The 11,776-nt window shown below is 60.7% G+C and carries 8 protein-coding genes; 7 read left to right on the top strand and 1 reads right to left on the bottom strand.

Annotation, left to right across the window (positions count from 1 at the left end; all coding sequences use genetic code 11):
- The 5 genes from EOC93_RS03665 to EOC93_RS03645 form a co-directional block, all read left to right on the top strand.
- Positions 1-2,327: AMP-binding protein (locus EOC93_RS03665; protein ID WP_127203871.1), on the top strand; the 2,327-nt coding region annotated here is incomplete at its 5' end.
- A gap of 14 nt (positions 2,328-2,341) precedes the next feature.
- On the top strand, positions 2,342-3,307 hold the full coding sequence (gene nadE, locus EOC93_RS03660; protein ID WP_127203870.1) for an NAD(+) synthase: 966 nt from the start codon (positions 2,342-2,344) through the stop codon (positions 3,305-3,307).
- 3 nt (positions 3,308-3,310) lie between these two features.
- Entirely contained in the window at positions 3,311-5,332 is a 2,022-nt protein-coding gene (asnB, locus tag EOC93_RS03655; RefSeq protein WP_127203869.1) for an asparagine synthase (glutamine-hydrolyzing), read from the top strand.
- Positions 5,329-6,885 carry an AMP-binding protein gene (locus EOC93_RS03650; protein ID WP_164759033.1) on the top strand — a complete coding sequence of 519 codons (1,557 nt, stop codon included), beginning with the start codon at positions 5,329-5,331 and terminating at the stop codon, positions 6,883-6,885. Before asnB ends, EOC93_RS03650 begins: the two co-directional genes overlap by 4 nt.
- Positions 6,886-6,941: 56 nt before the next feature.
- The gene (locus EOC93_RS03645; RefSeq protein WP_095485198.1) at positions 6,942-7,208 is read left to right on the top strand and encodes an acyl carrier protein; all 267 of its coding nucleotides are present in this window, start codon (positions 6,942-6,944) and stop codon (positions 7,206-7,208) included.
- Between the two features lie 70 nt (positions 7,209-7,278).
- On the opposite strand, the gene EOC93_RS03640 is transcribed toward EOC93_RS03645, so the two are convergent.
- Complete coding sequence (locus EOC93_RS03640) at positions 7,279-7,971, bottom strand: class I SAM-dependent methyltransferase (protein WP_095485199.1); 693 nt, start codon at positions 7,969-7,971, stop codon at positions 7,279-7,281.
- 430 nt (positions 7,972-8,401) lie between these two features.
- On the opposite strand from EOC93_RS03640, the gene EOC93_RS03635 reads away from it, so the two are divergent.
- Together EOC93_RS03635 and EOC93_RS03630 are read left to right on the top strand one after the other, a co-directional pair.
- The gene (locus EOC93_RS03635; RefSeq protein ID WP_164759032.1) at positions 8,402-10,144 is read left to right on the top strand and encodes a type I secretion system permease/ATPase; all 1,743 of its coding nucleotides are present in this window, start codon (positions 8,402-8,404) and stop codon (positions 10,142-10,144) included.
- 220 nt (positions 10,145-10,364) lie between these two features.
- Complete coding sequence (locus EOC93_RS03630) at positions 10,365-11,672, top strand: HlyD family type I secretion periplasmic adaptor subunit (RefSeq protein WP_348627587.1); 1,308 nt, start codon at positions 10,365-10,367, stop codon at positions 11,670-11,672.
- The last annotated feature ends 104 nt before the right edge of the window (positions 11,673-11,776 follow it).

Here is an 11,776-nt window from a genome sequence, read left to right as displayed (position 1 = left end):
ATCCCGACACGCGAACCAATGACATTGTCGTTGCGGCGCGGCTTTCAGCGGTTATAGGCGACGGCAATGGTCGCGCTGTCGGTTTGGCTCACGATGTCCACTGGATCGATGCGACCGCCAGCATCCCGCCGCAAGTCCAGCCGATACCCCAGTCCTGTTCCGTCTCGGTCGACGCGCCTGCAATCGTGCTCTATACGTCAGGCAGCACCGGCCATCCCAAAGGCATAGTCAACAGCCAGCGCAGCCTGCTTTTGCGGGTCCAGCAATATGTCGACGCATGCCACATCAATTCGGACGATGTTTTCCTGCCCTTGACCGGGCCTGCCACGATCGCCGGTTGCCGGGAGGTTCTCGCCGCCCTTCTTACCGGTGCGACCTTGCATCTCGTCGAGGTGGGCGTCGTTGGCTTGCGCGCGGTCCGGCGCCTAGTGGAATCCGAAGGCGTGACCGTCACCTATCTGGTGCCGGCGTTGCTTCGGGCACTCATGGCAGACAAACCAGCTGACGCCTTCCGCTCGCTCAGAGTGGCCCGGATCGGGGGGGAGAAGGTGTCATGGGCTGATATCGCCCTGCTGCGCAAAACCGTTTCGAGCACTTGCCTCATCCAGATCGGTTACTCGTCAACCGAGACCACAGGGTCGCAATGGTTCTTGCCGCAAGACTGGCCGGAGGAAGGCGCCTCGGTTCCGGTTGGCTGGCTGCTCCCAGGAATCACCTTCGCGATAGTCGACGAAAAGGGGCGCCGCGTTCAGCCGGGTAAGAGCGGAGAGCTCATGATAAGAGGCCCATATGTCCTGCTTGGCCATTGGGAGAACGGCGCCGTCGTGCCGGTGGAATCGGATCCGGATGACCCAGATCTTCGGCTCTTCGCGACGGGTGACCTCGTCCAACTTGACAGTCATGGCCTGCTGCGGATCGTCGGCCGCAAGGGGCGCCAGATAAAGATCAATGGTCGACGCATCGAACCTGCCGAGCTCGAGCGGATGTTGCGTTGCGCGCCTTCTGTGGAGGATGCCGTGGCAATCGTGACCGCGGCAAATGAGCTTGTCGCATTCGCCATTCCTCAGCCATGGGCGGGGCCCGCCTTTACGGACGACCTTCGCCAGCTTGTCAGAACGAAGCTGCCGCCGTCGCTGTGTCCCGTGCGGCTTCACACGGTCTCCGGGATTCCACGTCTGTCGGGCGGCAAGGTCGACATGGCCACGCTTGCGGAGATCGATCTTTCAGCCAGGAAGACCGCGCTGGCCCCGCAGCCCCCCGATGCAGGAAGCGAACTGAACGTCCATCAGATAGTGCAGCATGCATGGAATAACACCCTCGACACGCGCGTCGCCGCTGGACGCTGGGATGAGGCAGGCGGAGATTCGCTGAAGCTGCTGCAATGCGTCATGGAAATAGAAAGCGCCATCGGGCAGGAACTCGGTCTCCAGGGCTTCACGGTCGGGATGAGCGTGGACGAAATGGTCAAGGCAGTCGTGTCGGCACAGGCAGGCGACCTGCACGCGCGCGCGCAGAAGTACGATCCTCCTATTCTTTTTCTGCTCCCTGGATCCGTTGGCTATGGCCCGAGCTTTGCTGCCTTTGCATCCTCGATGAGCAAGGTCGCACGAGTGACCCCCATCAAGTACCCTACGCTGGCTATGATATTGCGCGGACAAAACACCGTCGCCGACATGGCCGACTCCGCGGTCGAGCAGATCTGCCGCGCCCAGCCCACGGGCCATGTGCGCCTTCTCGGCCATTCGCTCGGCGGCGCCGTCGCGTTCGAGGTTGCGGAACGTTTGCTGGCCGCGGGGCGAACTGTGAAGTTCCTGGGAATCCTCGACACGAGCCTCCTCGGCGAGCGCAGCACCTATTGGGAGATGGTTACCCGCACATTCGATCGGATCCGCACCAACCGCGTAACCGCTGACCGGATGGCGTGCCGCTTCCTTGCAAAGATAGCTGTCAAAACTGGCTTCGAGGCGCAGCTCGCCCGCATCCTCGATCGCTACGCCCGGGATGAGTTCAACGCGACGAGCTTCAGAACCAAACTGGAACTGCAGGGGCAGTTGCGGGGACGAGCCTTCTACCGATGGTTGGCGATACCCAGACGGACGCTGCCGATCACCGCAACCCTCTTCCGCTGCGCTCGGCCCAAAATGCCTCTGGCCATAGGGTGGGATGGCGCTTTCGCGCATCTGGATGTGATTCCGGTCGTTGGCAGTCACTTCGATATGATCACAGAGCCCCATCTCGTCATCAACCGCCCGCTCATCGAGAAGGCGGTGGAGCAAACCTATTCTTCAACCGAGGTTCGCAATCGGGAGTACAGACCATCGACGTGATTTCAGAATTCAGCATGGGCACGCTGGTGCTCGATGCTCGCATGGAAGTCGATCGCATCGTCCAAATCCTGCGCGAGCAGGTTTTTGGCACGCTGCGGCGTCGTGGCGTGGTTGTCGGCCTCTCCGGGGGTATCGACAGCTCCGTTGTCGCATCCTTATGCGCACGAGCGTTCGGGAAAGACAAAGTCCTGGGGATATTTATGCCGGAGCGCCATTCCTCCGGCGATTCGCTAAGGCTTGGCCGCAGCGTCGCAGCCCAGCTCGGCATCGATACGATCCTGGAAGACATAGCACCGGCCCTTGAGGCCGTCGGCGCCTATCGTCGACAGATCGAAGCGATCCAGACCGTCGTTCCCCAATATGGCGACGGCTGGAAATGCAAGCTGGTGCTCGCGTCGGTTCTCGAGAGCAACGGTCTCAACATCACGCGCCTCACGGTTCAGGACCCCGAGGGCAAGACAGATACGGTGCGTCTGTCGCCGGCAGCCTATCTGCAGATCGTCGCTGCAACCAACTACAAGCAGCGCCTGCGCAAAATGACCGAGTACTACCATGCGGACCGCCTCAACTATGCTGTGGCAGGTACGCCAAACCGCCTGGAGCATGACCAAGGCTTTTTCGTCAAGCAGGGCGACGGGACTGCCGATCTGATGCCGATCGTCCATCTTTACAAGACCCAGGTCTACCAGCTGGCTGAATACCTTGGGGTGGATGAAGAGATCCGGCGGCGGCCGCCAACCACCGACACCTTCTCCATGGCACAGAGTCAGGAGGAATTCTATTTCGCCCTGCCTTATCATCTGATGGATCTGTGCCTCTACGGTTTGAACCACGGAATTTCTGCCGATGAGGTCGCGGCAGCTGCCGGCCTTACCGCGGCCCAGGTCGAGAAAGTCTTCAAGGACATCGACAGCAAACGGCGTGCCGCACGCTATCTTCATGCACGGCCCTTGCTGTCCGCTGCAGTGGGCGAGGACTAACCGATGTGCGGTATCGCCGGAATCGTGTCGCTGAGCGGCGCCGCGGCGCCCCCTTCGCGCGAAGCGCTGATGCGCATGGTGGGCGCGCTCGCGCATCGCGGTCCGGACGAACGCGGCCTTTACCGCGACAAACGCGCGGGTTTGGCGCATGCCCGTCTGTCTGTCGTCGATCTTTCGAGCGGCCAGCAGCCGCTCGCCGACACAGGCGACACGATTTGGATCGTCTTCAACGGCGAGATTTTCAACTACCTCGAGCTGCGCGAAAAGTTGACCGCCCTCGGCCACCGCTTCCGCACCCATAGCGACACGGAGGTCATCGTCCATGCCTATCGCGCGTGGGGCGAGGCCGCCTTCGCGCGGATGAATGGGCAATGGGCGGTCGCAATCTGGGACTCTGTGGCGGGTCGTCTCGTGTTGTCGCGCGATCGGTTTGGCATCTGCCCGTTGCATTTCTGCGAGCATGGGGGCCGGGTTTACTTTGCCAGCGAAGTGAAAGCCATTTTCGCGGCCGACGTGAATATATCCCGTGCCTTCGATCCAACCGGCATCGACCAGACTTTCACGCTTTGGACAGTCGTGCCGCCGCAAGGCGTATTTCAGGGGATCAGCGAACTCACCCCGGGACATGTCCGCATTTACGACAGCGACACCGTTCGCGAGCGGGCCTTCTGGAAGCCTTGCTATCCCGAAATTTCCGATCCTCGCCGTGGCGAATTCACCGGCTCGCTCGACGACGCGGTGGACGAGGTGCGCGGCGCCCTTGAGGCGGCGACGGCGCTCAGGATCGTGCAGGCCGACGTGCCCGTCGGCTGCTATCTGTCGGGCGGGCTCGACAGCTCGCTGGTCGCCGCGCTGGGAAGGCGCTACGCCGGCGAACGGTTCCAGACCTTCTCCCTGCGTTTTGCCGACGCGGAGTATGACGAGACCCGCTTCCAGCGCCTGGTCGCCGGCGCGACCGGGAGCGAGCACCATGAGGTGGTGGTTTCGCGCAGCGACATCGCTGAGGTCTTTCCTGAGGTGATCTACCACACCGAGCGTCCAATCCTGAGGACCGCGCCTGCGCCGCTGTTCCTGCTCTCGAGGCTGGTGCGAGAACACGGCATCAAGGTCGTGCTGACCGGCGAAGGAGCCGACGAAATGTTCGCCGGCTACGACCTGTTCCGCGAAGGCAAGGTCCGCCGTTTCTGGGGACGCCAGCCCGCATCGACGCGACGCTCACGGCTGCTGGAGCGCCTGTATCCCTATCTCAGCCGCTCGCCGGTGCATCAGCAAGCAATGGCGCGCCAGTTCTTCGGGCGCGATATCCAGGCCTATGACACGCCGGGCTTTGCGCATGACACACGCTGGCGCACCACCAGCGCCATCAAGAGATTGTTCTCCGCCGACATGCGCGCAGAGTCCGAGCGCCGCAGTTGCGTGCCCGAGCTGATCGCCCGCCTGCCCGCGGAGTTTTCGCGATGGGGCTCTCTCGCGCAGGACCAGTATATCGAGATCCAGACGCTGATGTCGGGATACCTGCTTTCCTCGCAAGGGGACAGGATGCTCATGGCCCACTCCGTCGAGGGGCGCTTCCCGTTCCTGGACGATGAACTTGTGACGCTGGCGAATTCGCTTCCGGCGGCCTACAAGCTGCGCATCCTCGACGAAAAGCACGTGTTGAAGCGGGTGGCGGAACCGATCGTGCCGCCGGAAATCGTGGCCCGCAAGAAGCAGCCTTACCGGGCGCCCAATGCGCTTTGCTTCGTCGCCGATGATGCTCCGGCCTATGTCCGCGAAGCGCTTTCGGAGACGGCGCTGCGCGAGGCGAACGTTTTCGATCCGAAGTCGGTCACGCGGCTGCTGGACAAGTGTCGAGCCAGGGCGGGCGACGGCGATCTCTCCAACTCCGACAACATGGCGCTGGTCGGCGTGCTGTCGACCCAGCTCCTTCACCAGCAGTTTGTCGTAAGCCGTCCCGGTGGAACTCGCAGGGTCGACCTCACCGTCGACGTCGACCGCGAGCATCGCGAGGAGGTGCTGGCATGATGCATGGCGCCGTGCCTTTGCTGCATGACTACCTCACCCATGCCGCCAGCCGGGTCGGTGAGAAGGTGGCGCTCGTGTGCGGCGGGCAACGTGTCACCTATGGCGATCTCGAAGCGCGCTCCAACGCCATCGCGCAACATCTGGCCGCGGCTGGGGTTGCACGCGGCGATCGCGTGATGATCTTCGCCGACAACACCGTCGAGACGGTCATCGCCTTCTGGGCGGTGCTGAAGGCGAATGCCGTTGTGTGCATCGTCAACCCGCTCACCAAAAGCGACAAGCTTGATTATCTGCTCAACGATTGCCGACCGACGGCACTGATAACGGACAGGCACCTGCACTCGATCTTCAGCGAACCGGCACGCAACTGCCCGTCATTGCGCCGGGTGATCGTCTCCGGGCCGATCGTCGACGTCGAGTTGACAGGATTGCCGCACGCCGTGCGCTGGGACGCTGCGGTCGCCGCCGGCGGCAGCGCACCGCCGGCGCGCCGCTGCATCGATATAGATCTCGCTGCCATCATCTACACGTCCGGGTCGACAGGTGAACCCAAGGGCGTGATGCTGACGCACAGGAACATGACAGCCGCATGCACTTCGATCGCTTCATACCTGGAGCTGTGCGAGGACGAGGTGATCCTCAACGTCCTGCCTCTCGCCTTCGATTACGGCCTGTACCAGATGATCATGGCGTTTCGCACCGGCGCCAGGTTGGTGCTTGAACGCTCGTTCGCTTTCCCGGCGCAGATCCTCGGGTTGATCAAGGAAGAGAGGGTGACAGGTTTTCCCGGCGTGCCGACCATCTTCGCCGCGCTCTCGGACCTCAGGTCACTAAAAGATCATGATTTTTCGAGCATTCGCTACGTAACGAACACTGCGGCCGCCCTGCCGCTCAAGCACATTCTCATGCTGCAGGACCTGTTTCCGGATGCGCGCATCTATTCGATGTATGGCCTCACCGAATGCAAGCGCTGCACCTATCTGCCGCCGGAAGACCTTGAGCGAAAGCCATTGAGCGTCGGGGTCGCCATCCCGAACACGGAAATGTGGATTGTCGACGAGCATGACAGGCCGGTCGGCCCTGATGTCGTTGGCCAACTCGTCATCCGCGGAGCGACGGTGATGAAGGGCTATTGGGGCAAGCCGGAAGCCACGGCCAGAAAACTCAAACCCGGCCCGTTGCCGGGCGAGCAGGTCTTGTACACCGGCGACTACTGCCGGATGGACGCGGAGGGATACCTCTACTTCATCGGTCGCGGCGACGAGATCATAAAATCGCGAGGAGAGAAAGTGGCGCCGAAGGAGGTGGAAAACGCGCTGTTGGATATTGCCGGTGTACGGGAAGCCGCGGTCATCGGCGTTCCGGACGAGCTTCTCGGGCAAGCGGTCAAGGCGTTTGTCGTGATGGAGCAAGGAAGATTCATCGACGAAAGGCAGTTGCAGAAAGAATGTCAGAGACGGTTGGAGAACTTCATGGTTCCGAAGTCCATCGTGATCGTACCCAGCCTACCGATGACAGACACGGGCAAACTCAAAAAAACGGCCCTGTCATGAGGCGGTTTCTGGATGAAATTGATCAGCATTCATCATTTGTATCGGAGGAGAATTCAATGTTGTCTACCAAGGATAGGGCCGAAACCTGCAGGGATCAGATTCGCGCTTTCCTGGCGTCGAATTTCTACATTGCCGACGCGGATGCTCTGGAGAGCGACACGTCCCTTCTCGATCAAGGCATCGTCGACTCGACAGGGGTGCTCGAGGTTATCGGCTTTATCGAGGAGACCTTCGGCATCACCGTCGAAGACAGCGAACTCCTGCCGGAGAACCTCGATTCCATTCAAGGAATTGCACAGTACGTTCTCCGCAAGAAAAACTGATTGCCGACATCTTGCGCTGTTCCACGCTCCGCCGACAGCGCAACCGAGCCTGCCGCAGTTGCGGCATGGCTCACGCTTGCGGCGTGGTATGTCCCACAACCACCCTGCCCTCGCCGGCTTCGTTCGTGACCGCACGGATGGTTTCGTAGGCCTTGGAACGCTCCAGCAGGCTCATGACCTGCCGGTCCTGGCCGAGCCCTACCTCGAAGAGCAGGATGCCTCCGCGCCGCAAGTAACGCGGCGCGTCCTTGATCACGCGCATATGGATGCTCAGGCCATAGGGGCCGGCGGCAAACGCCTCACGCGGCTCGAGCTCGGTCAGATGCGCGCGGTCGCCCTCGAGCCGCTTTTCCGAAATGTAAGGCGGGTTGCAGACGATCATGTCGATCGTGCCGTCAAGCTCCAAGCCTGAGAAGGCACTGAACAAGTCGCCCTGAAGCACCGACACGCGATCCGCCATGTTGTGATGAGCGACGTTGCGGCGCGCGACGTCGACGCATCCATCGGTGAGATCGCTCGCCCAGACACGCACGGTGGGGGCGTAGTGCGCGATGGCGCACGCCAGATTGCCGGCACCGCAGCACATGTCGATAACGCGCGGCTCCGGCAGGTTCATTTGACTGAGAACGTCGAGAGCGGTCGTGCCGAGCAACTCCGTCTCCGGTCGGGGAACGAGCGCACCGGGCGCGATGAGCAACTCCAGCCCCATGAAGTTGGTACGGCCTTTGCTGTAGGCATCGGCGACACTGATCTCCTCGCTCACGACAGACCCGCCTTCCTGACTTTGCCGGCGCCAGTGTCCGACAATTGCGCACCAGTTAAGTGTATCTCAAATTCATTAAATTTTCGATGGGCGAATCGAAAAACACTCATCGCCATGGGCTTTGAAGACATGATGTAACAAAGGGTGATCACGGGCTTCTCATCTGTCGCTTGGTTGGGAATATTGTCTCATCATTGGGAATATCCGGTTTCTCACCCCAGTTATCCCCAGCCTTGCAGAGCCAATTCCCGAATTCTCGGTCCAGCGTCACGATTTTGCTACATTTTAATCAAAAGGCACATACGTAAGCAAAACGTAATGTTTCAGTAGCTAACGGAAAGCAGCCGCTTCCCGCAAGGCAAGAGGGTTTACCCATCATCGACAGGACCAACACGTTCGCGCGGCAATTTCGCACGAAAGATCGCAGATCATGAAGCCAACGCAAGGGCGCTCGCCCGATCTACGTTCCGCCATGTTCGGCTCAATGCACGGATTGATCGGCGTCGGGGTTTTCTCGGCGGTGATAAACATTCTCGCCTTGACCGGCTCCGTCTACATGCTCCAGATCTACGATCGCGTGCTGCCTTCGCAGAGCATTCCCACTCTCGTCGGATTTACGATCGGGATGCTGGGCCTCTACGCGGTCTATGGACTCCTCGATTTCGTCAGGCTTCGCCTGTTGGTCCGCATCGGCAGCCGCCTGCACAGAGATCTGCAGCAAAAGGCGTTCGCTGCCTCGCTTTCCCTGCCGCTTACTGCCGGGCAGGATGCGAACCGTGTGCAGCCACTTCGTGATCTGGACCAGTTGCGCGGCTTTCTTTCCGGGCTGGGACCGACAGTCGTCTTCGACGCTCCCTGGATACCGTTTTATATGGTGGTCATCTATCTACTGCACCCTTCGCTTGGTGTGTTGGCAACCCTCGGCGCGGCTGCTGTCGTGCTTTTGACGGTCGTCGCGGAAGTCGTTGCCCGCAAACCCGCCGCGCGAGCGTCTGAAACGCTCGTGGCACAGCGGCTTCTTGCCGATTCCGGCCGCCGCAACGCGGAGGTTGTTCAGGCGATGGGCCTTTCAGCCCAGCTTGGTCGGCGCTGGAATGAGATCAGCCATCTTTACCTTAAGAACCAGGAACAGCTCTCCGATGTCGTCGGCGCAGCGAGTTCATTGTCGAAAACACTCCGCATGGCCCTGCAATCGTCCGTGCTGGGGCTTGGTGCCTACCTTGTGATCGGCGGCGAGGCTTCGCCCGGCGTTATCATCGCGTCGTCCATATTGCTGGGCCGCTCATTGGCGCCGGTCGATGTGGCGATCGCAAACTGGAGAGGGTTTCTGGCCACCCGCCGAAGCTATTCCGACCTGGCGGCAGCACTGGATGCTTTCGGCAGCCAGAAAGACCCTATGGAACTGCCGCGCCCACAGACACAGCTTGCGGTCGAGGAACTGACGGTCGCGCCACCAAGTCTGCAGAGACCAACGCTCGTCAATGTAAGCTTTCGCTTGTCGAGGGGCGCGGGGTTGGCGATCGTCGGCCCGAGTGGTTCTGGCAAGACGACGCTCGTGCGTGCTTTGGTCGGGGCATGGAAGCCGCTCCGCGGAACGGTAAGGTTGGACGGCGCCGCGCTCGATCAATGGAATTCGGAGTTGCTCGGCACTCATATCGGCTACCTGCCGCAGGACGTTGAGCTGTTCGACGGAACGATCGCAGACAACATTTCAAGATTCGGCGGCAAGGCAGACGCAAAAGGCGTGCTGGCAGCCGCCAAGGCTGCGGGCGTGGACAAGATGATCATGCGACTGCCGGAAGGTTTCCAAACGCGCATCGGTGAAGGCGGAGCGGCCCTGTCAGCTGGGCAGAGGCAGCTCGTCGGGCTCGCCAGAGCGCTTTATGGTGATCCATTCCTTGTCGTCCTCGACGAGCCAAATTCCAACCTGGATGCCGACGGCGATGTTGCCCTGGCCGGGGCAATCCTGGCGGTGCGCGAACGCGGTGGCATCGCAATCGTTGTGGCGCATCGTCCGTCGGCTCTCGTCAACATCGATCAGGTACTCGTCTTGTCGAATGGCATGCTCCATTCATTTGGCTCGCGCGAAGACGTTCTGGCAAATGTCATCCGGCCCTTCCCGCGGCCAAATACTGTCGTCCCGCTGCAGCAAGGTGCAAGCGGCCATGCGTGAGGTATTAGTGCCTAACATGACCACGTCGTCATATGCTGCGGTCGGTGGCGAAAGCCCATCGGTTGGGGCAAAGCCAGAGCCGAATGGCATCCGGACCAATCTGCTCTTGGGTCTGGCCGCATATTGTCGTTCCGCCGTGGAAAGGTGCAGGCAGGCATATGTGAGATATTGCTCTACCGGGACCGTGTCATCATATGCCGCGGTCGGTAGCGAAAGCGAACTGATCCCGACGAATCCAACCGAAGAGCCGGATGGCATCAGGGCCAACCTGCTACTGGGCCTGGCGACCACCTGCCTGTTGATCTTCGGTGGAGGGCTCTGGCTAGGGTTGACCAAGATTGCCGGTGCGGTGATTGCGCCCGCCACCGTGGTGGTCGAAAGCAACATAAAGAAAGTCCAACATCAAACCGGCGGCACTGTCGGCGGCATCTTCGCCCAGGACGGGGACCATGTGCGTGCCGGCGACGTCTTGGTCAGGCTGAACGACACGTTGACACGAGCAAACCTGCAGATAGTCAGCGAGGATCTGGATCGCGCCACCATTCGTCTGGCGCGACTGGAGGCCGAGCGGCAGGGCCTGCCGGAAATGCAACTCCCACCCAGCGTTCGGGCCCAGATGGGCGACCCGCAACTGGCGGCACTTGTCCGTGGCGAACGCGCCGTGTTCGAAAGCCGGGCGGCGGCATTGGCTGGCCAGAAGGCACAATTGCAAAGCCGCTCGAAGCAATTGGAGCGTCAGATCGATGGCCTCAAAGCACAGCAGGCGGCAATGGACGAGTCGCTGGATCTGCTGACGCAGAACCTTGCTGACGTCGAATCTCTCTACGCAAAGAAGTTGGTCTCCAAGGAGAGGCTGAGCACTGTCAGCTTGGAGAAGAGCCGGACTCGCGGCGAGTCAGGACGCCTCGTCGCGGCAATCGCGGAGGTCCAAGCTCGCATCAGTGAGACCGACCTTCAGGTGCTTCAGCTCGACGAGCAAATGCGGAGCGAGGTAACGAGCGAACTTCGCGAAACGGAAGCCAAGCAGACCGAGCTCAATGAGCGCAAGCTAGTGGCGGAAGACGAGCTCGCCAGGACAGATATCCGCGCCCCACAGACTGGAACCGTACAAGAATCCTCCATCCACACCATCGGAGGCGTGATTGCCCCCGGGGAAGTGCTTATGATGATTGTGCCTGACACCGACAACCTGGTCGTGGATGCGCTCGTTTCTCCAGAGCGTATAGATGACGTACGTCCTGGACAGCGGGTTTCAATCCGCTTTCCGGCGTTCGACGCAGGGACGACACCTGTTTGCCAAGGCTCGGTCAACCGCATCTCTGCAGATCTGATTAAAGATCAGCAACGTCAGCTTTCGTACTTTTCGGCGCGCATCAACGTCGAAAATGCGGCGACCTGCCTGACGGAAGCGAAAATACTCAAACCCGGCATGCCCGCCGAAGTTCACATAAGCACCGACGAGCGCAATGTCTGGTCCTATTTGCTCAAACCCTTCACGGACCAGGTATCCAGAGCTTTCAGACAGTAACGCAGACGGCAATCCCGGCATGACCAAGGTACAGCCGGTTTAGAGCGGTTCATCGTTTCACGGAAACGCCGAACCGCTCTATCTCTTTGTTTTTGCGCAATTCC

Origin of the sequence: Mesorhizobium sp. M6A.T.Ce.TU.002.03.1.1 (assembly GCF_003997275.1) — a bacterium.
Taxonomy (GTDB): Bacteria; Pseudomonadota; Alphaproteobacteria; order Rhizobiales; family Rhizobiaceae; genus Mesorhizobium; species Mesorhizobium mediterraneum.
The sequence above is the reverse complement of the archived record's forward strand: the minus strand, read 5'-3'. Positions and strand labels throughout refer to the sequence as shown.

Coding starts and splice junctions, on each gene's coding strand:
- EOC93_RS03645 (WP_095485198.1), top strand. CDS start 6,942: ATGTTGTCTACCAAGGATAGGGCCGAAACCTGCAGGGATCAGATTCGC.
- asnB (WP_127203869.1), top strand. CDS start 3,311: ATGTGCGGTATCGCCGGAATCGTGTCGCTGAGCGGCGCCGCGGCGCCC.
- EOC93_RS03650 (WP_164759033.1), top strand. CDS start 5,329: ATGATGCATGGCGCCGTGCCTTTGCTGCATGACTACCTCACCCATGCC.
- EOC93_RS03635 (WP_164759032.1), top strand. CDS start 8,402: ATGAAGCCAACGCAAGGGCGCTCGCCCGATCTACGTTCCGCCATGTTC.
- nadE (WP_127203870.1), top strand. CDS start 2,342: ATGGGCACGCTGGTGCTCGATGCTCGCATGGAAGTCGATCGCATCGTC.